Annotated in this window: 16 protein-coding genes; 13 read left to right on the forward strand and 3 right to left on the reverse strand. The window is 61.1% G+C overall.

All coding sequences use genetic code 11. From position 1 onward, the window contains the following. The first annotated feature begins 33 nt into the window (after window positions 1-33). The 6 genes from KW846_RS16425 (at window position 34) to KW846_RS16450 (ending at window position 10493) form a co-directional block, all read left to right on the forward strand. Window positions 34-1761 carry an autotransporter assembly complex family protein gene (locus tag KW846_RS16425; protein WP_218483484.1) on the forward strand — a complete coding sequence of 576 codons (1728 nt, stop codon included), beginning with the start codon at window positions 34-36 and terminating at the stop codon, window positions 1759-1761. Continuing rightward, the gene (locus KW846_RS16430) at window positions 1758-5429 is read left to right on the forward strand and encodes a translocation/assembly module TamB domain-containing protein (RefSeq protein WP_218483486.1); all 3672 of its coding nucleotides are present in this window, start codon (window positions 1758-1760) and stop codon (window positions 5427-5429) included. The genes KW846_RS16425 and KW846_RS16430 overlap by 4 nt, the downstream gene beginning before the upstream one ends. A 212-nt stretch (window positions 5430-5641) precedes the next feature. Continuing rightward, entirely contained in the window at window positions 5642-6115 is a 474-nt protein-coding gene (locus KW846_RS16435; RefSeq protein WP_218483487.1) for a MarR family winged helix-turn-helix transcriptional regulator, read from the forward strand. Then, on the forward strand, window positions 6112-7581 hold the full coding sequence (locus KW846_RS16440) for an efflux transporter outer membrane subunit (RefSeq protein ID WP_218483488.1): 1470 nt from the start codon (window positions 6112-6114) through the stop codon (window positions 7579-7581). Before KW846_RS16435 ends, KW846_RS16440 begins: the two co-directional genes overlap by 4 nt. Before the next feature lie 15 nt (window positions 7582-7596). Continuing rightward, complete coding sequence (locus KW846_RS16445; protein WP_218483489.1) at window positions 7597-8799, forward strand: efflux RND transporter periplasmic adaptor subunit; 1203 nt, start codon at window positions 7597-7599, stop codon at window positions 8797-8799. Window positions 8800-8963: 164 nt separating this feature from the next. Further along, complete coding sequence (locus tag KW846_RS16450) at window positions 8964-10493, forward strand: DHA2 family efflux MFS transporter permease subunit (protein ID WP_218483491.1); 1530 nt, start codon at window positions 8964-8966, stop codon at window positions 10491-10493. 121 nt (window positions 10494-10614) lie between these two features. On the opposite strand, the gene lpxH is transcribed toward KW846_RS16450, so the two are convergent. Together lpxH and KW846_RS16460 are read right to left on the reverse strand one after the other, a co-directional pair. After that, complete coding sequence (gene lpxH / locus KW846_RS16455) at window positions 10615-11367, reverse strand: UDP-2,3-diacylglucosamine diphosphatase (protein ID WP_095966513.1); 753 nt, start codon at window positions 11365-11367, stop codon at window positions 10615-10617. Continuing rightward, window positions 11364-11867: a peptidylprolyl isomerase gene (locus KW846_RS16460; RefSeq protein WP_007970485.1), complete on the reverse strand. Its 504-nt coding sequence runs from the start codon at window positions 11865-11867 to the stop codon at window positions 11364-11366. Before KW846_RS16460 ends, lpxH begins: the two co-directional genes overlap by 4 nt. Before the next feature lie 267 nt (window positions 11868-12134). Here KW846_RS16460 and KW846_RS16465 point away from each other — a divergent pair, with 267 nt between their 5' ends. Both KW846_RS16465 and cysS read left to right on the forward strand, forming a co-directional pair. Further along, complete coding sequence (locus KW846_RS16465; RefSeq protein ID WP_007970483.1) at window positions 12135-13832, forward strand: glutamine--tRNA ligase/YqeY domain fusion protein; 1698 nt, start codon at window positions 12135-12137, stop codon at window positions 13830-13832. A 21-nt stretch (window positions 13833-13853) separates the two neighbouring features. Next, window positions 13854-15236, forward strand: coding sequence for a cysteine--tRNA ligase (gene cysS, locus KW846_RS16470; RefSeq protein WP_218483493.1), 1383 nt, complete (start codon window positions 13854-13856; stop codon window positions 15234-15236). A 136-nt stretch (window positions 15237-15372) separates the two neighbouring features. Here cysS and KW846_RS16475 read toward each other — a convergent pair whose 3' ends face one another. Then, window positions 15373-17208, reverse strand: coding sequence for a sigma-54-dependent Fis family transcriptional regulator (locus KW846_RS16475; RefSeq protein WP_218483495.1), 1836 nt, complete (start codon window positions 17206-17208; stop codon window positions 15373-15375). Window positions 17209-17567: 359 nt separating this feature from the next. On the opposite strand from KW846_RS16475, the gene KW846_RS16480 reads away from it, so the two are divergent. From KW846_RS16480 to KW846_RS16500, 5 genes are read left to right on the forward strand one after another with little or no spacing between them, the layout of a single operon-like run. Next, on the forward strand, window positions 17568-18662 hold the full coding sequence (locus KW846_RS16480; protein WP_015094365.1) for an ABC transporter ATP-binding protein: 1095 nt from the start codon (window positions 17568-17570) through the stop codon (window positions 18660-18662). After that, window positions 18662-19777, forward strand: a complete 1116-nt coding sequence (locus KW846_RS16485) for an ABC transporter ATP-binding protein (protein WP_218483497.1) — start codon at window positions 18662-18664, stop codon at window positions 19775-19777. The genes KW846_RS16480 and KW846_RS16485 overlap by 1 nt, the downstream gene beginning before the upstream one ends. Further along, a complete protein-coding gene (locus KW846_RS16490) occupies window positions 19774-20640 on the forward strand; it encodes a carbohydrate ABC transporter permease (protein WP_007970461.1) in 867 nt (288 codons plus the stop codon). Before KW846_RS16485 ends, KW846_RS16490 begins: the two co-directional genes overlap by 4 nt. A 10-nt stretch (window positions 20641-20650) precedes the next feature. Continuing rightward, window positions 20651-21451, forward strand: coding sequence for a carbohydrate ABC transporter permease (locus tag KW846_RS16495; protein ID WP_007970460.1), 801 nt, complete (start codon window positions 20651-20653; stop codon window positions 21449-21451). A gap of 10 nt (window positions 21452-21461) precedes the next feature. Next, window positions 21462-21734 carry a DUF2160 domain-containing protein gene (locus tag KW846_RS16500; protein WP_218483500.1) on the forward strand — a complete coding sequence of 91 codons (273 nt, stop codon included), beginning with the start codon at window positions 21462-21464 and terminating at the stop codon, window positions 21732-21734. The last annotated feature ends 115 nt before the right edge of the window (window positions 21735-21849 follow it).

The raw sequence follows: 21849 nt of genomic DNA on the forward strand, positions 1-21849 counted from the left end.
TCATGAACCATGCTCGTGCTAGCATCCGCGCCTATGAAGTTTCCAGGAAGATTTACCAGTGGCGTGCTCATGCTGTTATCCAGCTGCACGGCGCTGGCGCAAAGTGAATTGGATGTGCGGATCAAACCGTCCAACGATGAACTGAAGGCCAATATAGAGGGCTATATCGGCAGCCTCGGCGATCGTGACGAAGAAGCCTTGCAGCGCTTCAGTCGTGGCGCCGAGGAGCAGGCGCGCAAGGCCGCCCAGGCCTTGGGTTATTACCAGCCGCACATCGATAGCGAAGTGAGGGGGGGCGAAAAGCCACGCCTGGTGTTGAAGGTCGACCCCGGCGAGCCGGTGCACTTGCGCAATGTCACGGTGCGAGTCGAAGGACCCGCAGCGTCCCTCAAATCCTTTCGAATCCCCAAAAGCGACGCGCTCAAGCCCGGTGCCGTGCTCAACCATGGACATTACGAGGACGCCAAGCGCCTGATCCAGAACCAGGCTTCGCGTTATGGCTTTTTCAGCGGCCGTTTCACCCGTTCGAAACTGTCGGTCGACCCGCGGGCCGGCGTTGCCGATATCGAACTGATCTATGAAAGCGGTCCGCGCTATACCTTGGACAAGGTCAGTTTCGAGGGCGATACGCCGTTCGATGACGACCTGCTGCAACGCATGGTGCCATTCAAGGCCGGTACACCCTATGACTCGGAGCTGATTGCCGAACTCAATCAGAACCTGCAATCGAGTGGCTACTTCGAAGGCGTGCGCGTGGACGCGGCACCTGCGGCGTCAAAAGAGAATGCGATCCCGGTGGACGTCAAGCTCGAAACCCGCAAGCCACGGACCATGGGCCTGGGCCTGGGTTTCTCCACCGACGTCGGCCCACGGGCCAAGGCCAACTGGACCCGGCACTGGGTCAATGCGCAAGGGCACAGTTACGGCTGGGAAACCGAAGTCTCGGCACCCCGGCAAAACGTCGGGCTGTTCTACGACATTCCGCTGGACCCGCCACTGACCGACAAACTGCGTTTTGCCGGCGGCTACCAGAATGAAGAAATCGCCGATAAGGAAAGTCACAGTAAGTTGCTGACCCTCGGCCCCGAATGGCACAGCAAACTGCCCAGCGGCTGGCAACGGGTGGTATCGCTGAAGTGGCAGCGTGAGGATTACCAACTGGGCGATGACTCGGGACTCAGTACCTTGCTGATGCCCGGTGTGAGCTATTCGTACCTCAAAAGCGACAACCGCATCGACCCGCACAACGGCTATCGCCTGCAATTCGAATCCAAGGTGGCCAAGGAAGGTCTGGGTTCCGACAGCAACCTGCTCTACGGCACGGCGTTGGTCAAAGGCCTGACCACGGTGTTCGATAAACACCGCTTCCTCGGGCGGGTGCAGGTCGGCGGCAGTGCCACCAACGGCTTCAAATCGGTGCCGCCATCGCTGCGCTTCTTCGCCGGTGGCGATCAGAGCGTGCGCGGCTACGACTATCAGAGCCTGTCGCCGGAAAACTCCGACGGCGACCGCATCGGTGGCCGCTACATGGTGGCCGCCAGCGCGGAGTACCAGTATTCGGTGGCCGAAAAATGGCGGGTCGCGACCTTTGTCGACCAGGGCAACGCCTTCAACACCCTCGAACTGCCGAACCTCAAGACCGGGGTCGGTATCGGCGTGCGCTGGGTATCGCCGGTGGGGCCGATCCGCCTGGACCTGGCCCATGCGCTGGACGACGATGGCGGCATTCGACTGCACTTTTCCATGGGGCCTGAGCTGTGAAGCGTGGTTTGAAAGTAACGCTGCTGGCAATAGCCGCACTGTTGATGCTGGTTGTCCTGACGCTGGCCACGGTGCTCGGCACGGCGACGGGCAGCCGCTGGGCCTTGGGCTTCGTACCGGGTTTGACCCTGGACAACTTCCAGGGTCGGCTGGGCGGGCAGTGGAGTGCCGACCGGTTGCTGTGGCAGCAGGACACCAGCCGGGTTGAACTGAACCAGGTGATTTTCGCCTGGTCGCCTTTGTGCCTGACCCGCATGACCTTGTGCATCGAGCAATTGCAGGCCGACCAGGTCAGCCTGACGTTTCCGCCGGGTGGCGAAGAGCCGGACAGCGGCCCGATCACGCTCCCGGAACTCAAGTTACCCTTGGCTATCGAACTGGGGGAAATCAAGGTCGGCAGCCTGTTGTTCAACGGCAGTGAAGAGCTCAAGGGTTTGCAACTGGCGGCGCACTGGACCGCGGCCGGTTTGAAGATCGATTCGGTATCGTTACAGCGCGAGGACCTGACCCTGAACCTGTCCGGCCTGTTGCAACCCAGCGGCAACTGGCCGCTCGGCGCCGAAGGCAAACTGACCCTGTTGTCGACCCCTGAACCCCTGGCGCTGGCACTGAAAGTCGACGGCAACCTGCTCAAGACCCTGAACCTGAAAGCCGACAGCAGCGGTTACCTCAACGGGCAACTGACTGGCGAGCTGCAACCGCTGGTGGACAATTTGCCGGCCAAGGTGCGGATCACCGCCGATGGTTTCAAACCTGGTGCCGATCTGCCGGACACCCTGCAACTCAATCAGCTTGAGCTCACCGGCGCAGGCGACTTGAAGAACGGCTACGCGCTGCTCGGCAAAGCCACGTTGCCCGCCGAGCAAGGGCCGGTCGCCCTGGCGCTGCAAGGCAAGGTCGATGCCAGCGGCGCGCAGATCGCCGCGCTCGACCTGACCGCCAACGACAAGCAACGCCTCAAGCTCACAGGGCTTGTGGATTGGAGCAAAGGCCTGAGCGCCGAAGCGAAAATCGACTGGCTGGACTTCCCCTGGCACCGTCTCTATCCATTGATCGACGAGCCGGAGGTAGCGTTGCGCCGCTTCACCGGTGAGGTGTCCTACACCGACGGCAAGTACCTCGGTCATTTTGAAGCCGCGGCGGATGGTCCGGCCGGCGCCTTCACCCTGGCCAGTCCGTTCGCCGGCGACCTGACGAAAATCTACCTGCAACAGATTCAGCTCCAGGCCGGGCAGGGCAAGGCTGAAGGGCATTTGAACCTGCAGTTCGCCGACGGCATCGCCTGGGACACCGCCCTGGACCTGTCGGCGATCAACCCGGCGTACTGGGTCGCGGAGCTGCCGGGCACGCTGGCGGGGCCGTTGCGCAGCACGGGCGAACTGAAAAACGAAGTGCTCAGTCTCAATGCCGACCTGGACCTCAAGGGTAAACTGCGCGGTCAGTCGGCGGTGATACAGGCCAAGGCCGATGGCCGTGGTGAGCAATGGAACCTCAACGCCCTGCAGGTTCGCCTGGGCGAGAACAGCATCAACGGCAAGGGCAGCCTGCAACAGAAGCTCGCCGGACAGATCGATATCAAGCTGCCGCGCCTGGCCCAGCTCTGGCCAGAGCTGCGTGGCCAACTCAATGGCCGCGTGGATGTCGCCGGCACGCTCAAGGCGCCCCAAGGCAAGCTTGATCTGCAAGGCTCGCAATTGGTTTTCCAGGACAATCGCCTGCAAAGCCTGAACCTGGACGCCACGCTGGACAGTGCGCAAAGGGCGAAAATCGACCTCAAGGGCAGTGGCATCCAGGCTGGCGACACCTCGCTGGGAACCCTGACCGCCAGCGGCCAGGGCGACATCAGGAACCAGAAGCTGAGCCTCGATCTGCAGGGCCCGAAACTGAAACTGGCGCTGGGTCTGGACGGTGCGCTGGATAAAGGCAATTGGCGTGGACGCCTGGCCAGCGGTGATATCCAGGCCGGTGGCCAGGACTGGAAGCTGCAAGGGCCGGCGAAACTCGAACGTCTGGCGGACGGCAAGATCAACTTCGGTGCCCATTGCTGGGCATCCGGCCAGGCCAGCCTGTGTGGTGAAGACTCGCGCCTGATGCCCGAGCCTAAGCTGCGTTATCACCTCAAGCAGTTCCCGATCGACAGCCTCGCGCAGTGGTTGCCGAAGGATTTCGCCTGGCAGGGCCGGCTCAATGCCGACCTGCAACTGGATCTGCCGGCCAGTGGCCCCAACGGCCAGGTCAGTGTCGATGCCGGCGGCGGTACGTTGCGCATCAAGGAAAAGGACCAGTGGCTGGACTTCCCGTACCAGACCCTGAAACTCACCAGCAGACTCACGCCGAAACGTATCGACACCGAACTCAATTTCGTCGGCGGCAAGCTCGGCGAGTTGATGGTGCAGGCGCAGCTCAATCCGTTGCCGAAGAACAAACCGTTGAGCGGCTCATTCCGCTTGAGTGGGCTGGACCTGTCGGTGGCGCGGCCGTTCGTGCCGATGGTCGAGAAGCTGGCCGGGCGCCTGAATGGCAGCGGCACGATTTCCGGCGGGCTTTTGGCGCCGCAGGTCAATGGCAGTCTGCAACTCAGTGACGGCGTGGTGGCCGGGCCTGAATTGCCGATGGAGCTGCAAAACCTGCACGTTCAGGCGCTCATCGCCGGTGAAAGCGTGCAACTGAACGGTGGCTGGAACAGCGGCAAGGCCGGGCAGGGCAGCTTGAACGGCAACATCGCCTGGGGTCAGGCGCTGGTGGTGGATCTGGCACTCAAGGGTTCGCAATTGCCGGTCACCGTCGAGCCTTACGCCAAGCTTGAAGTCGCACCGGACCTGAAGATTTCGATGAAGGGCGATGAGCTGGCCATCGCCGGTAAGGTGCTGGTGCCCAGGGGCGAAATCACCATTCGTGAATTGCCGCCGTCAACAGTCAAGGTCTCCGATGACACGGTGATCGTCGGTCAGCAGACCGAGGAGGGCAAGCCACCGCTGGCGATGAAGATGGACATCGAAGTGCTGGTCGGCGAGGACAAGCTGAGCTTTGCCGGGTTTGGCCTGACGGCGAATGTGCAGGGGCATGTGCACATCGGCGACAACATGGACACCCGTGGCGAGCTGTGGCTCAACGACGGGCGTTACCGCGCCTATGGCCAGAGGCTGTCGGTGCGCCGGGCACGCTTGCTGTTTGCCGGGCCCATCGATCAGCCGTACCTGGACATCGAAGCCATTCGCAAGACCGACGACATCATCGCCGGCATTCGTTTGAGTGGCAGCGCCGAACAACCGACCACGCAAATCTTTTCAGAGCCGGCCATGAGCCAGGAGCAGGCCTTGTCCTATCTGGTGCTCGGGCGTCCACTGAGCAGCAATGGCGAAGACAACAACATGCTCGCCCAGGCGGCCCTCGGGTTGGGCTTGATGGGCAGTTCCGGTGTGACCAGCGGCATCGCCAAGAACCTGGGCATCCAGGACTTCCAGCTCGACACCCAGGGCAGCGGTGACGCCACCAGCGTGGTAGCCAGCGGCAATATTTCCGAGAAGCTCAGCCTGCGCTATGGCGTCGGCGTGTTCGAACCGGCCAACACCATTGCCTTGCGCTACAAGCTGAGCAAAAAGGTCTACCTCGAAGCCGCGGGCGGCGTGGCCAGTTCGCTGGACATCTTCTACAAGCGGGATTTCTAGGCCCGCTTGATTCAAAAGATCGCAGCCTTCGGCATCTCCTACAGGGTTTGATGTACACCTGTAGGAGATGCCGAAGGCTGCGGTCTTTTCGCTTTATCCGACACCATTTATCAACTATTTACCAAGCATGCTAACTATTGCGTTGACATTCGCTGCCTAGGCAGTAACATCTCGACATACATTCACTGCCTAGGCAGCTAACTGGTGGTCAGATGAAACATTTCTCTTCGGACGATTTCCACAATTGCCATCTCGGCCTGCTGCTCGGGCGCGCCGCGCTGCTCAAGGACCGGATCATCGACACCCACATGGAACCCCACGGCATCACCGCTGCGCAGTTCAAGGTGTTGATCATCATGGCCCAGTACGGCGTCGATTCGCCGGGCGAGTTGTGCCGTCACCTGTCCCTGGACAGCGGCTCGATGACTCGCATGCTCGATCGTCTGGAACAGAAGGGCTTCCTCGCCCGCCAACGGTCCGAGGCGGATCGCCGTCAGGTGCAGCTGGTACTCACGGACGACGGCCAGAAGCTCGCCGGGCTGTTGCCGCACATCGGTGCCGAAGCCATGAATGAACTGGCCGGTGCCATCACTCCAGATGAGCTGAAAACCCTGGAGATGATTCTGAAGAAGATTTTGGTAGCAGCCGGTGACTCGATCACCCTGCTGCGAGTAGGTGACAAATGAGCAACAAACCCTTGCGTGCCGGCCTGAGCCTGGTGCTGTTGGCCATGAGCCTGGCCGGTTGCGCCAGTTACAGCGGCCTGAAAACCGAAGGTGTCAGCCTCGACGCGAAAAACTTCAAGGCCGGGCAATCCCTCGGCGGCGTGACCCTGTCGCCGGCCGCCTGGCCGAAAAACGACTGGTGGAAAAGCCTCGGCGACCCGCAACTCGACGGCCTGATCCGCGAGGCCCTGCGCGACAGCCCGGACATGCAGATCGCCGACGCTCGTGCCCACCAGGCCAGCGCCGCCGCCTACGCTGCCGACGCTGCGCGGATGCCGACCCTGGATGCCAGCGCCGGTGTCAGCCGCTCGCGCCTGGCCCGGGACCAGGACCCGCTCGGGCAGGGTGACGCTTACGCCACCGTGCGTAACATCAGCACCAGTTTCAACTACAACTTCGACCTGTGGGGCGGCCAGCGTGATGCCTGGGAAGCGGCCCTCGGCCAGGCCCGTGCCGCCGAAGTCGACCAGCAGGCCGCGCAACTGACCCTGGCCGCCGACGTCGCCCGGGCCTACAGCGATCTCGGTCAGGCGCACATCGTGTATGACCTGTCCAGCGAAGACCTCAAGCGCACCCGGCAAATGCTCGAACTGAGCCAGCGGCGGCTGACGGCCGGGATCGACAGCCAGTACCAGTTCCAACAGACCGAAAGCCTGGAAGCCACCTCCCAGGCCAATTTGATCGACGCTGAAAAGCGCCTGAACAGCGCGAAGATCGCCCTTGCGGTGCTGCTCGGCAAAGGTCCGGACCGCGGCAATGAAATTGCCCGGCCGAACATTCTTCAGCCGAGTGCGGTAGCGCTACCTTCGGTGTTGCCGGCCGAGCTGCTCGGGCGTCGCCCGGACCTGGTCGCCGCGCGCTGGCGGGTCGAGGCGGCGAGCAAAAGTATCGACGCCGGCAAGACCCGGTTCTACCCCAACTTGAACCTCAGCGCCGCTGCCGGCGCCGAGTCCTTGTTGGGCGATGCGATGTTTGGATCGGCCAGCCGCTTCTTCAGCATTGCACCGACGATTTCTGTGCCGATTTTCGACGGTGGCCGCTTGCGCGCCGACCTCGATTCGCGCGACGCCGACTACGACCTTGCGGTGGCGCAGTACAACAAAAGCCTGGTGAAGGCGCTGGGGGATGTCAGTGACAGCATCAACCAGCTGCGCGATATCGGCCGGCAGATTGCTGCCCAGCAGCACGCCACCGACATCGCCCAGGATTCCTACAACACCGTGGTCCAGCGTTACGGTTCCGGCATCGGCAACTACCTGGACGTGCTCAGCATCGAGCAGCAATTACTCCAGGCTCAGCGTCAGCTGGCCAACCTGAATGCCGAGCAGATCGACCTGTCGATCCAACTGATGCAGGCGCTGGGCGGCGGTTTCCAGCCTGAGGCCATCGCCTCGGCCAACGCCACGCCAGCCACGCTGACCCACTAATTCAAGGTACTTGTCATGGCCACTGCCGATACAACTCAACCTCCGGAAAACACCCAAGGCAACCCCAATTCGGGCAAGCGCAAGTTCATGTTGTTGATCCTCGCTGTCGCCGTCGTGCTGAGTGGCGCGGGCGTCTGGGCTTATCACGAGTTCTACGGACGCTGGAGCGAAAGCACCGACGACGCCTATGTGAACGGCAACGTGGTGGAAATCACCCCGCTGGTCACGGGCACCGTGGTCAGCATCGGCGCCGACGATGGCGATCTGGTGCATGAAGGCCAGGTGCTGGTGAACTTCGACCCGAACGACGCCGAAATCGGTCTGCAAAACGCCCAGGCCAATCTGGCCCGTACCGTGCGTCAGGTGCGTGGCCTGTACAGCGATGTGGATGGCATGAAAGCCCAGGTCAATGCGCAGAAGGCCGAAGTGCAAAAGGCCCAGGATAACTTCAGCCGGCGCAAGAACCTCGCCGCTGGCGGGGCGATTTCCCAGGAAGAACTGTCCCACGCCCGCGACGACCTGACCTCGGCGCAAAACGCCCTGGCCAATGCCGAACAAAAGCTCAAGACCACCAGCGCGCTGGTCGATGACACCGTGGTTTCTTCGCACCCGGACGTGATGGCCGCCGCCGCACAACTGCGCCAGGCCTACCTGAACAACTCACGCAGCGTCCTGATTGCACCGGTCACCGGTTACGTGGCCAAGCGTTCGGTGCAACTGGGCCAGCGCGTGCAACCGGGTACCGCGCTGATGGCGGTGATTCCGCTGGATCAGCTGTGGATCGACGCCAACTTCAAGGAAACCCAGCTGCGTGACATGCGCATTGGCCAACCGGTGGAGATCGAGACGGACCTGTACGGCAGCAGCGTCAAATACAGCGGCACCATCGACAGCCTCGGAGCCGGTACCGGCAGCGCCTTTGCCCTGCTGCCGGCGCAAAACGCCACCGGTAACTGGATCAAGATCGTGCAGCGCGTACCGGTGCGAGTCCACGTCAACGCCGAGGAACTGGCCAGGCATCCGCTGCGGGTCGGTCTGTCGACCATGGTCGACGTGGACCTGCACGACCAGAGCGGGCCGGTGCTGGCACAACAGCCGCCGCAGAAGGCGTCGTTCAGCACCAACGTCTACGACCGTCAGTTGGCCGAGGCCGACGCGATGATCACCCAGTTGATCCACGACAACAGCGCCGCAGTCAGCAAGACCGCGCAACGCTGATTCGCCACTACACCGCCCCTGTGGGAGCGGGCTTGCTCGCGAAGGCGGAGCGTCAGGCGACATCCATGTTGAATGTGCCGACCTCTTCGCGGGCAAGCCCGCTCCCACAGGGTTGGCTGCGTCCGTAACGGACGCAGCACCAATCAGGCTTCCAAGGATTCGCGATGAGCAATAACGCCTCTTTCACGCCCCCCAGCCTGCTGCTCAGCACCATCGGCCTGTCGCTGGCGACCTTCATGCAGGTGCTCGACACCACCATCGCCAACGTGGCGTTGCCGACGATCTCCGGCAACCTGGGCGTGAGTTCGGAGCAGGGCACCTGGGTCATCACCTCGTTTGCGGTGAGCAATGCCATCGCCTTGCCGCTGACTGGTTGGCTCAGTCGGCGTTTTGGTGAGGTGAAGCTGTTTGTCTGGGCGACGCTGCTGTTCGTGCTGGCCTCGTTCCTGTGCGGGATATCCACCTCGATGCCCGAGCTGGTGGGCTTCCGGGTGCTGCAAGGGGTGGTGGCGGGGCCGTTGTACCCAATGACCCAGACATTGCTGATCGCGGTTTATCCGCCGGCGAAACGGGGGCTGGCCCTGGCGTTGCTGGCGATGGTGACAGTGGTCGCGCCGATTGCCGGGCCGATCCTCGGCGGCTGGATCACCGACAGCTACAGCTGGCCGTGGATTTTCTTCATCAACGTGCCGATCGGCCTGTTCGCGGCATGGGTGGTCACCCAGCAGATGAAAAAGCGCCCGGTGGTCACCAGCCGCCAGCCGATGGATTACGTCGGTCTGATCGCGCTGATCATCGGTGTCGGGGCGCTGCAGATCGTGCTCGACAAGGGCAACGATGCCGACTGGTTCGAATCCAGCTTCATCGTGATCGGCAGTGTGATTTCGGTGGTAGCCCTGGCCTTCTTCATCATCTGGGAAATGACCGACGAACACCCGGTGGTCAACCTGCGTCTGTTCGCCCACCGCAACTTCCGCTACGGCACCATCGTGCTGATCCTGGGCTATGCCGGGTTCTTCGGGATCAACCTGATCCTGCCGCAGTGGCTGCAAACGCGACTGGGCTACACCGCGACCTGGGCCGGTTTTGCCGTGGCACCGCTGGGGATCCTGCCGGTGTTGCTGGCACCCTTTGTTGGCAAATATGCACCGAAATTCGACATGCGGTTACTGGCGGGCGGGGCGTTCCTGGCCATCGGCCTCAGTTGCTTCATGCGCGCCGGGTTCACCAATGAAGTGGATTTCCAGCACATCGCCATGGTGCAGCTGTTCATGGGGATCGGCGTGGCGCTGTTCTTCATGCCGACCCTGACCATCCTGCTCTCGGACCTGCCGCCGAGCCAGATTGCCGACGGTTCCGGGTTGGCGACGTTCTTGCGGACCCTGGGCGGTAGTTTCGCGGCGTCGCTGACCACCTGGATCTGGATTCGTCGTGCCGACCAGCACCATGCCTACCTGACCGAAAGCATCACCCCGTTCGACCCGGCGACCCGCGAAGCACTGAGCAACCTGGGCGGGGCGGGGGCCAAGGCCTACACGCAACTGGATCAGATGGTGATCAGCCAGGCATACATCATGTCCACGGTGGATTACTTCACCTTGCTGGGCTGGATGTTCATGGGGCTGATCCTGATCGTGTGGCTGGCCAAGCCGCCGTTTACGGCCAAGGCCGGGCCTGCGGCCTCGGGACACTAAGGCAACACATAACCTGTGGGAGCGGGCTTGCCCGCGAAGGCGGCGGATCAGTCATACAGATGTTGACTGACACTCCCTCTTCGCGGGCAAGCCCGCTCCCACAGGTTTTTGTGTTCGGCTGTTAGTTCGCGGGTGCTGCCAGCTGCGGCGGAGGTGTGAAATCAAACGGCGCCAGCGCAAACCCTTGCTCATCCACCTGCAACGCCCAACCCTGACGATCCCAATCCCCCAGCACGATGCGCCGGGCGGCCTGGTCGCCCAACTGCAGCTTGTGGATGGCCGGACGATGGGTATGCCCATGGATCAAGGTCTTCACCCCGAACTCCTGCATGATCCGCGGAATCTCTTCGGGCGTGACGTCGACGATGTCATTGGCCTTCATCCGCACCTGGGCACGGCTTTCACTGCGCAGTTTGCGGGCCAGCTTGTGCCGGGTGCGCAAGGGCAGGTTACGCAGGATGAACAGGGTAATCGGGTTGCGCAGATAGCGGCGCAGCTTCATATAGCCTTCGTCGCGGGTGCACAGGCTGTCGCCGTGCATCAGCAGCACCGGCTCGCCGTTGAATTGCACGACACTCGGGTCTTTCAGCAGGGTGCAGCCGGCCTGCTTGCAGAAGGCCTTGCCGAGCATGAAATCACGATTGCCGTGCATCAGGAAAATGGCCGTGCCGCTGTCGCTGAGGTCGCGCAGGGCCTGGCAGATGGAACGCTGGAAGGGCGTCATGGCGTCGTCGCCAATCCACACCTCGAAAAAGTCGCCCAGGATGTACAACGCACTCGCCGAGCGGGCGCGTCCGGCGAGCAAATCCAGAAACGCCCGGGTAATGTCCGGGCGCTCCTCTTCCAGATGTAAATCTGAAATCAGCAATATCACTCAATGATCTCGGCTTTCTCGATGATCACGTCGTCTGCCGGTACGTCCTGGTGGCCGGCCTTGGAAGTGGTGGCCACGCCTTTGATCTTGTCGACAACGTCGGTGCCGGCGGTCACTTTACCGAATACCGCGTAGCCCCAGCCTTGAACGTTCTTGCCGCTGTGGTTGAGGAAGCTGTTGTCCGCCACGTTGATGAAGAACTGTGCGGAAGCCGAATGCGGCTCCATGGTGCGGGCCATGGCGATAGTGTACTTGTCGTTGGAAAGACCGTTGTCGGCTTCGTTCTGGATGCTTGGGCGCTTGTCTTTCTTTTCTTTCATGCCTGGCTCGAAACCGCCGCCCTGGATCATGAAGTTACCGATGACACGGTGGAAAACGGTGTTTTCGTAGTGACCGGCTTTAACGTACTCGACGAAGTTGGCCACGGTGATCGGGGCTTTGTCGGCGTTCAGTTCGATGACGATGTCGCCGAAATTGGTAGTCAGTTTGACTTGGGTCATGATCAGCACTCTTTTCAGGAGAAGCATACTTAAGGAATTCGTGGTTTTGGGACATTCCATCCCCTAACCGGTTCAGCCTGTCTCGGCCAAGGTGCGCAGTTTAGCGTGACAGGCACGAATTTCGAGGCAGTTTTTTCATTTGCGGCCCATTAAATGCGACGGTTTACAGAGTGCGCTCTGTCAGGTACTTGACGGCATCGGCTATGATAGCGGCTTTGTTTTGTCCGGCCTTCATTACGGCCACGCACTTGTACGTTCAAGGATCCTATGAGCAAGCCCACTGTCGACCCTACCTCGAATGCCAAGACCGGCCCAGCCGTGCCGGTCAACTTCCTGCGGCCGATCATCCAGGCAGACCTGGACTCGGGCAAGCACACGCAGATCGTCACCCGTTTCCCGCCTGAGCCCAACGGCTACCTGCACATCGGCCATGCCAAGTCGATCTGTGTGAACTTCGGCCTGGCCCAGGAGTTCGGCGGCGTCACGCACCTGCGTTTCGACGACACCAACCCGGCCAAGGAAGACCAGGAATACATCGACGCGATCGAAAGCGACGTCAAATGGCTGGGCTTCGAGTGGTCTGGTGAAGTGCGCTACGCCTCGCAGTATTTCGACCAGTTGCATGACTGGGCGGTGGAGTTGATCAAATCCGGCAATGCCTACGTCGATGACCTGACTCCGGAGCAAGCCAAGGAATACCGTGGCAGCCTGACCGAACCTGGCAAGAACAGCCCGTTCCGCGACCGCAGCGTCGAAGAGAACCTGGACCTGTTCGCCCGCATGAAGGCCGGCGAGTTCCCGGACGGCGCACGCGTGCTGCGGGCCAAGATCGACATGGCCTCGCCGAACATGAACCTGCGTGACCCGATCATGTATCGCATCCGTCACGCTCACCACCACCAGACCGGTGACAAGTGGTGCATCTACCCGAACTACGACTTCACCCACGGTCAGTCGGACGCCATCGAAGGCATCACCCACTCGATCTGCACCCTGGAGTTCGAAAGCCACCGTCCGCTGTACGAGTGGTTCCTCGAGCATCTGCCGGTACCGGCCAACCCGCGCCAGTACGAGTTCAGCCGTCTGAACCTGAACTACACCATCACCAGCAAGCGTAAGCTCAAGCAGTTGGTCGATGAAAAGCACGTCAACGGCTGGGACGACCCGCGCATGTCCACGCTGTCGGGTTTCCGCCGCCGTGGCTACACGCCGAAATCGATCCGCAACTTCTGCGAAATGATCGGCACCAACCGTTCCGACGGTGTGGTCGACTTCGGCATGCTCGAATTCAGCATCCGTGACGACCTCGACCAGAGCGCTCCGCGTGCCATGTGCGTGTTGCGTCCGCTGAAAGTCGTGATCACCAACTACCCGGAAGGCCAGGTCGAGAACCTCGAACTGCCGCGTCATCCGAAGGAAGACATGGGCGTGCGCGCCTTGCCGTTCGCCCGTGAAATCTACATCGACCGTGAAGACTTCATGGAAGAGCCGCCGAAGGGCTACAAGCGCCTGGAGCCGGCCGGTGAAGTGCGTCTGCGTGGCAGCTACGTGATCCGCGCCGACGAAGCGATCAAGGACGCCGATGGCAACATCGTCGAACTGCGCTGCTCTTACGACCCGGACACCCTGGGCAAGAACCCGGAAGGCCGCAAGGTCAAAGGCGTGATCCACTGGGTGCCGGCCGCGGCCAGCGTCGAGTGCGAAGTGCGTCTGTACGATCGGCTGTTCCGTTCTCCGAACCCGGAGAAGGCCGAAGACAGCGCCAGTTTCCTGGACAACATCAACCCTGACTCGCTGCAGGTGCTCACCGGTTGTCGTGCTGAACCCTCGCTGGGCAATGCACAGCCGGAAGACCGTTTCCAGTTCGAGCGCGAAGGTTACTTCGTCGCCGATCTCAAGGACTCGAAACCAGGTCAGCCGGTATTCAACCGTACCGTGACCCTGCGTGATTCGTGGGGCCAGTGATTCAGCGTCAAGGGAAATAACGTGCTTACGATCTACAACACGCTCACCAAGAGCAAAGAAGTCTTCAAGCCGCTCGATGGCAACAAGGTGCGCATGTACGTGTGCGGCATGACCGTGTACGACTACTGCCACCTGGGCCACGGCCGCAGCATGGTTGCGTTCGACCTGGTGACCCGTTGGTTGCGCTTCAGCGGCTACGACCTGACCTATGTGCGCAACATCACCGACATCGACGACAAGATCATCAACCGGGCCAACGAGAACGGCGAGTCGTTCGAAGCCTTGACCGAGCGCATGATCGCGGCGATGCACGAAGACGAAGCGCGCTTGAACATCAAGAAGCCGGACATGGAGCCGCGTGCCACCGATCACATCCCGGGCATGCACGCGATGATCCAGACCCTGATCGACAAGGGTTATGCCTACGCCCCGGGCAATGGCGACGTGTACTACCGCGTCGGCAAGTTCATGGGCTACGGCAAGCTGTCGCGCAAGAAGATCGAAGACCTGCGCATCGGCGCACGCATCGAAGTCGACGAGTCCAAGCAGGACCCGCTGGACTTCGTGCTGTGGAAAGCCGCCAAGCCGGGCGAACCGAGCTGGGAATCGCCGTGGGGCGCCGGGCGTCCGGGCTGGCACATCGAATGCTCGGTGATGTCGACCTGCTGCCTGGGCGAAACCTTCGACATTCATGGCGGCGGCAGCGACCTTGAGTTCCCGCACCACGAAAACGAAATCGCCCAGAGTGAAGCGGCCACCGGCAAGACCTACGCCAACGCGTGGATGCATTGCGGCATGATCCGTATCAATGGCGAGAAGATGTCCAAGTCCTTGAACAACTTCTTCACCATCCGCGACGTGCTCGACAAGTACCACCCGGAAGTCGTGCGTTACCTGCTGGTATCGAGCCACTACCGCAGCGCGATCAACTATTCGGAAGACAACCTCAAGGACGCCAAGGGCGCCCTGGAGCGTTTCTACCACGCGTTGAAAGGCCTGCCAAACGTGGCGCCGGCCGGCGGCGAAGCCTTTGTCGAGCGGTTCACCCAGGTGATGAACGACGACTTCGGCACGCCGGAAGCTTGCGCGGTGCTGTTCGAGATGGTCCGCGAGATCAACCGTCTGCGCGAGAGCGATCTCCATGCAGCGGCCGGCCTGGCGGCGCGTCTGAAAGAACTGGCCAGCGTGCTGGGTGTGTTGCAGCTCGAAGCCGATGACTTCCTGCAGGCCGGTGCCGAAGGGCGCGTGGATGCAGCCGAAGTCGAGGCGCTGATTGCCGCTCGCCTGGCGGCACGTGCCGGCAAGGACTGGGCCGAATCCGACCGCATCCGCGACCAACTCACCGCCATGGGCGTGGTGCTGGAAGACGGCAAGGGCGGCACGACCTGGCGTCTGGCTGACTGATTGCCTGATCCGCTGTAAAGCAAAACCCGCCTTGTGCGGGTTTTTGTTTTTTAGAATCAAAAGATCGCAGCCTTCGGCAGCTCCTACACGTGGATTGCGTACACCTTGTAGGAGCTGCCGAAGGCTGCGATCTTTTTCAACCGTCCAATTGCCGCAACCGCTTGTAAAGTGTATTGCGGCTAACCCCCAACAAGCGCGCCAGATACGAAATATTCCCGCCGACCGCCTGCAACTGCCGATTCAGTGCTTCCACATCGTTCAAGTCGATGCCCAGCGGCTCCGGCATCTCCACCGGTTCCATCTCCAGGTCGACAAAAAAATCATCCGGCAAGTGCTCTGCCCGTACCGGTTGTTCCTCGGCCATGGCCAGGGCCACCTGGATCACGCTGCTGACCTGGCGCAAGTTGCCCGGCCACGGGTGGCGGCTGAACAACGCCATCACTTCCTGGCTCAAACCGGCCCATTGCGCTGGTTCGCGGTGCTGCTCCCACAGGCGCTTGAACAGTGCCTCCTTATCGCTGCGCTCACGCAGGGGCGGCAGTTCCAGGGTCAGGCCGCCGATGCGGTAGTACAAGTCTTCACGAAACCGCCCCAGCTGTACTTGTTCGCGCAGCGAGCGGTTGGTCGCTGAAATGATGCGCAAGTCCACAGGGAACAATTCGCTGCTGCCCACTGGCTGCACGCAACGCTCCTGCAACACCCGCAACAAACGCGCCTGAGTCGGCAGCGGCATGTCGCCGATTTCGTCGAGAAACAGCGTGCCTTTGTCAGCCTTGCGGATCAGCCCGATGCTGCCTTTCTGGTTGGCGCCGGTGAACGCGCCTTTCTCATAGCCGAATAACTCGGATTCCACCAGTTCGGCGGGAATCGCCGCACAGTTGACGGCGATGAGCGCTTGTTTGCTACGCGAGCTGGCCTGGTGCAGGGCTTTGACGAACACTTCCTTGCCGACCCCGGTTTCACCGTGGATCAGCAGTGGAATGTCTTTTTCCAGCAAGCGTTCGGCCTGGCGCACGGCTTTTTCCACGCGGCTGTCGCCGAAATGCAGGGTGTTGAGGCTGATGGCCGCGGGTGCAGCGACAACCGGCTCGGCAAACACTCGAGGTTGAATGGATGCCTGTTTCGGCCGCTTCAGCAGGCACTGGAAGCGGTTGCGTCCTGAGGTTTGCAAGGCGAAGGGCAGGCCTTCGGGCTGATTGAGCAGTTCCAGCAGCGAGACCTTGAACAGGCTCTCGACACTGACCCGCGACAGGCTGATGCCCAGCAGATTGTCGGCCCGGCGATTGGCCGACAGCACTTGGCCACTTTCATCGAAAATCAGCAAGCCGGCCCATTGGCTGTCGAGGTTGTTCAGCCCGGTATTGAACGTCAACTGGAAATGCTGGCCATGGAACAGGTTGAGGATCAGCCGGTTTTCCACGGTCTGGCTCATCATCTTGACCATGCCCAGGGTGTGCGATGGCGGCAGGTAGCTGTCGCTGGACACGTCCAGCACCGCGATCACCTTGCGCTCGGCATCGAAAATCGGCGCGGCGGAACCGGTCATGAAGCGGTTGGCCTTGAGGAAATGTTCATCGTGCTCGATGTGCACGGCTTGTTCACAGGCCAGGGCGGTGCCAATGGCGTTGGTGCCGGTGCAACGTTCCATCCAGCTGGCGCCGGCGCTGAAACCCCGGGCCAGCTTCGGCTCGATAAAGCGCTGGGTGCCCCACGAGGTGAGTACCTGGCCCTGATGGTCGGCGAGCATGATCAGGCAATTGGAATTGCTCAGGATGTTCTCGTAGTAGGGCAGCACTTCCTGGTGGGTGGTTTGCACCAGTGAGTGCTGGCTCTCCAGCAGTTGCGCGATGCCCGCGGCCGGCAATTGATCGAATGCCGGCGCGCTCTGATGACTGAGGCCGAACGCGCGGCAACGCGACCAGGAGTCCTGGATGATGGCGTCGTGGGACAGCGGCGATGCGGGTGCGGGCATGGCAGTCAGTCTCTGAATCAGCATTTTATTGTTGTTATGGCTACATGCACCCCCTGTAGGAGCTGCCGCAGGCTGCGATCTTTTGATCTTGTTTTTGAAGAGCAAGATCAAAAGATCGCAGCCTGCGGCAGCTCCTACGGAGAGGCGTGAACGGTGTCTAGAGTGTTGTTCACTATTGTTCACTGTCAATGGGTGAACTGTTCAATTGTTCATTTCAGATTGTTCATTTGTGTTCAGCAACGAACGTCGACGGGCTGTGGTTTTCACTGATTTCTAGCTGAATCAATGGCTTGGGATTTTTGGCACGGATGTCGCTTTATCGCTCCGGTCGCTTGACTCCAATAATAAAAGGCCGACCCATGTCACTCACCCTGGAGCACGTCAGCCGCACCGTCGAGGGCCAGACCTGGATCGACGATGCCAACCTGAGTTTTGAACCCGGTTCCTTCAACGTTTTGCTGGGGCGCACCCTGTCCGGCAAAACCAGCCTGATGCGCCTGATGGCCGGTCTGGACAAGCCCGACAGCGGCCGCATCCTGATGAACGGCGTCGACGTTACCCAACGGCCAGTGCGCTTGCGCAATGTGTCGATGGTCTATCAGCAGTTCATCAATTACCCGACCATGACAGTGTTCGACAACATCGCCTCGCCGCTGCGCCAGGCCGGTGTATCCAGCGAGCTGATCCAGAGCAAGGTGCTGGAAACCGCGAAGATGCTGCGCATCGAAAAGTTTCTGAAGCGTTATCCGCTGGAGCTTTCCGGTGGCCAGCAACAACGCACGGCCATGGCCCGGGCGCTGGTCAAGGATGCCGAGTTGATCCTGTTCGACGAGCCGCTGGTCAACCTCGACTACAAGTTGCGCGAGGAACTGCGCCAGGAAATGCGCGAGCTGTTCAAGGCGCGCCATACCATCGCGATCTATGCCACCACCGAACCCAACGAAGCCCTGGCCCTGGGCGGTACCACCACCATTCTTCACGAAGGCCGGGTAATCCAGAGCGGTCAGTCGTCTTCGGTCTATCACCAGCCGCAAACCGTGCTGGCGGCGGAGCTGTTCTCCGAGCCGCCGATCAACCTGATGCCAGGGCGCATTGCCGGCAACGAAGTGAGCTTCGCCAACTTCGTGCACTTCCCGCTCAATGTCGATTTGCGTCCGGTGGGCGAGGGCGAGTTCCGTTTCGGCGTGCGACCCAGCCATATCTCGCTGGTGCCGAGCAATGACGATGACCTCGAACTGGCGGTGACCGTTGAGGTGGCGGAGATCAGCGGCTCGGAAACTTTCCTGCACGTGCGCAACGAGCATTTCCTGCTGGTGCTGCACTTGCCGGGTGTTCACGAGTACGACGTCGACGCGCCGATCCGTATCTACATCCCGACCCATAAACTGTTTGTGTTCGATACGCAGGGCCGGCTGGTGCAGGCGCCGGGCCAGCGTGTCGCGAGGGTAGCCTGATGGCCGAAATTCGTTTGCAGAACCTCGCCCACAGCTACACCAAAACCCCGGTGGGACCCGAGGACTACGCGATCCGCGAGATGGACCACATCTGGGAGCAGGGCGGCGCCTATGCGTTACTCGGTCCGTCGGGCTGTGGCAAATCAACCTTGCTCAACATTATTTCCGGGCTGCTCAGCCCGTCCCAGGGGCATGTCTTGTTCGACGGCAAAGCGGTCAACGACCTGACGCCGGAGAAGCGCAACATTGCTCAGGTTTTTCAGTTCCCGGTGGTCTACGACACCATGACGGTGTTCGACAACCTGGCCTTCCCCCTGCGCAACCAGGGCATGGCCGAGGCAAGAATTCATACCAAGGTCCAGGAAATCGCCGAAGTCCTCGACCTGCAGAACCTGCTGAGCAAAAAGGCGCGCAACCTCACCGCCGACGAAAAACAGAAAGTCTCCATGGGCCGCGGGCTGGTGCGCGACGATGTGTCGGCGATCCTGTTCGACGAGCCGCTGACGGTGATCGATCCGCACCTGAAGTGGAAACTGCGACGCAAGCTCAAGCAGATCCACGAGCAGTTCAACATCACCATGGTCTACGTCACCCACGATCAACTGGAGGCCTCGACCTTCGCTGACAAGATTGCGGTGATGTACGGCGGGCAGATCGTGCAATTCGGCACACCGCGGGAATTGTTCGAGCGCCCGAGCCACACCTTTGTCGGCTACTTCATCGGCAGCCCGGGGATGAACCTGATCGAGGTGCAGCCGCGACCGGGGGGCGTCGGGTTCGCCTCGACCCACCTGCCGCTGTCCGAGGCCATGCAGCAACGCATCGCCGAATCCGAATGGAAAACCCTGAAGGTCGGCATTCGCCCGGAGTTCGTTCATGTCTGGGACGAAGCCTTTGATGACGCGCTGCGGGCACAGGTCGTACACGTCGAGGACCTGGGCACTTACAAGATCATGACCCTCAACCTCGACGGCGCGACCCTGAAGGTGCGCCTGGCTGAAGACAAACCGGTGCCGCAAGGCACGGCCTACATCAGTTTTCCGGCGCAGTGGTTGATGGTGTACGCCGATGATTTCCTGCTCGAAGCCCATGCCAACCAGGAGGCGCAGCCATGAACAAGGTGCAGAACAACAAGGCCTGGTGGCTGGTGCTGCCGGTGTTCCTGCTGGTGGCGTTCAGTGCGGTGATCCCGATGATGACCGTGGTCAACTATTCGGTGCAGGACATTTTCGACCAGTCCAGCCGCTATTTCGTCGGTGCCGACTGGTACAAGCAGGTACTGCTCGACCCTCGGCTGCACGACTCGTTGCTGCGTCAGTTCATCTATTCCGCCTGCGTGCTGCTGATCGAAATTCCGCTGGGCATCGCCATCGCCCTGACCATGCCGACCAAGGGCCGCTGGTCGTCGGTGGTGTTGATCGTGTTGGCGATCCCGCTACTGATCCCGTGGAACGTGGTCGGCACCATCTGGCAGATCTTCGGCCGCGCCGACATCGGCCTGCTCGGTTCAAGCCTCAATGCCATGGGCATCAGCTACAACTATGCGGCGAACACCGCGGACGCCTGGGTCACCGTGCTGGTGATGGACGTCTGGCACTGGACCTCGTTGGTGGCGCTGTTGTGTTTCTCCGGGTTGCGGGCGATTCCGGATGTGTATTACCAGGCGGCGCGGATCGACCGTGCCTCGGCCTGGGCGGTGTTCCGGCATATCCAGTTGCCCAAGCTCAAGAGCGTGCTGCTGATCGCGGTGATGCTGCGCTTCATGGACAGTTTCATGATCTACACCGAGCCGTTCGTGCTGACCGGCGGCGGCCCGGGCAATGCCACGACCTTCCTCAGCCAGACCCTGACCCAGATGGCCGTAGGGCAATTCGACCTGGGGCCGGCCGCGGCGTTCTCGCTGGTGTACTTCCTGATCATCCTGTTGGTGTCCTGGCTGTTCTACACCGCCATGACTCACTCTGACGCCAACCGCTGAGGCCCGCGCCATGAGCAAGAGAAAGTTGATACCCCTGCTGCTCTACATCCTGTTCCTGCTGGTGCCGATCTACTGGCTGCTGAACATGTCCTTCAAGAGCAACAGCGAAATCCTCGGCGGCCTGACGCTGTTCCCGCAGGATTTCACCCTGGCCAACTACAAGGTGATCTTCACCGACCCGAGCTGGTACACCGGCTACATCAACTCAGCGTATTACGTGAGCCTGAACACGATCATTTCCCTGACCGTGGCATTGCCGGCGGCTTATGCGTTTTCGCGTTATCGCTTCCTGGGCGACAAGCACCTGTTCTTCTGGCTGCTGACCAACCGCATGGCGCCGCCGGCGGTGTTCCTGTTGCCGTTCTTCCAGCTGTATTCGTCGATCGGGTTGTTCGACACCCATATAGCCGTTGCCCTGGCTCACTGCCTGTTCAACGTGCCGCTGGCGGTGTGGATTCTCGAAGGCTTCATGTCGGGCGTACCCAAGGAAATCGACGAAACCGCCTACATTGATGGCTACAGTTTTCCCAAGTTCTTCGTGAAGATCTTCATCCCGTTGATCGGCTCCGGCATCGGTGTGACGGCGTTCTTCTGCTTCATGTTTTCCTGGGTCGAACTGCTGCTGGCGCGAACCCTCACCTCGGTGAACGCCAAACCCATCGCGGCGGTGATGACGCGTACGGTTTCGGCATCCGGTATCGATTGGGGGGTACTGGCGGCGGCAGGGGTGTTGACCATCCTGCCGGGCATGCTGGTGATCTGGTTTGTTCGCAACCACGTGGCCAAGGGCTTTGCCCTGGGCCGGGTATGAGGAACTGATGATGGAATGGATGAGCTGGACCGTCCCCACGGCGGCATTTTTTGGTGTTATCGGCTTGATCCTGGTGGGCATGACCACCTGGGAGTTGCGTTCGCCGAGCGTGCTTCGGCGAGGTTTGCTACCGATTGCCACTACCCGTGGCGATCGCTTGTTCATCGGTCTTCTCGGCAGCGCCTACCTGCATTTGCTGGTAATCGGCGTCACCGACTGGAGCATCTGGGTGGCGTTCGCGTTGTCCCTGGTGTGGCTGTTGGCTGTGATGCGTTGGGGCTAGGGTCTGTACGAGAGATCGCCGAGCGGCGATCAGGCAAGGCAAAAACAGGCGAGGTAGCGGAGTTGACGTCAGTCAATGAGCATACCGAGCCTGTTTTTAACGCAGCATGATCGAC

Origin of the sequence: Pseudomonas sp. PDM32 (genome assembly GCF_019219225.1) — a bacterium.
Classification (GTDB): Bacteria; Pseudomonadota; Gammaproteobacteria; order Pseudomonadales; family Pseudomonadaceae; genus Aquipseudomonas; species Aquipseudomonas laurylsulfatiphila.

Excerpts from the sequence above, each read along its gene's own strand:
- KW846_RS16500 (WP_218483500.1), top strand. The coding sequence starts at position 21,462 with ATGGAATGGATGAGCTGGACCGTCCCCACGGCGGCATTTTTTGGTGTT.
- KW846_RS16495 (WP_007970460.1), top strand. The coding sequence starts at position 20,651 with ATGAGCAAGAGAAAGTTGATACCCCTGCTGCTCTACATCCTGTTCCTG.
- KW846_RS16490 (WP_007970461.1), top strand. The coding sequence starts at position 19,774 with ATGAACAAGGTGCAGAACAACAAGGCCTGGTGGCTGGTGCTGCCGGTG.
- KW846_RS16445 (WP_218483489.1), top strand. The coding sequence starts at position 7,597 with ATGGCCACTGCCGATACAACTCAACCTCCGGAAAACACCCAAGGCAAC.
- KW846_RS16465 (WP_007970483.1), top strand. The coding sequence starts at position 12,135 with ATGAGCAAGCCCACTGTCGACCCTACCTCGAATGCCAAGACCGGCCCA.
- KW846_RS16450 (WP_218483491.1), top strand. The coding sequence starts at position 8,964 with ATGAGCAATAACGCCTCTTTCACGCCCCCCAGCCTGCTGCTCAGCACC.
- KW846_RS16485 (WP_218483497.1), top strand. The coding sequence starts at position 18,662 with ATGGCCGAAATTCGTTTGCAGAACCTCGCCCACAGCTACACCAAAACC.
- KW846_RS16475 (WP_218483495.1), bottom strand. The coding sequence starts at position 17,208 with ATGCCCGCACCCGCATCGCCGCTGTCCCACGACGCCATCATCCAGGAC.
- KW846_RS16440 (WP_218483488.1), top strand. The coding sequence starts at position 6,112 with ATGAGCAACAAACCCTTGCGTGCCGGCCTGAGCCTGGTGCTGTTGGCC.
- KW846_RS16435 (WP_218483487.1), top strand. The coding sequence starts at position 5,642 with ATGAAACATTTCTCTTCGGACGATTTCCACAATTGCCATCTCGGCCTG.
- KW846_RS16460 (WP_007970485.1), bottom strand. The coding sequence starts at position 11,867 with ATGACCCAAGTCAAACTGACTACCAATTTCGGCGACATCGTCATCGAA.
- KW846_RS16480 (WP_015094365.1), top strand. The coding sequence starts at position 17,568 with ATGTCACTCACCCTGGAGCACGTCAGCCGCACCGTCGAGGGCCAGACC.
- KW846_RS16425 (WP_218483484.1), top strand. The coding sequence starts at position 34 with ATGAAGTTTCCAGGAAGATTTACCAGTGGCGTGCTCATGCTGTTATCC.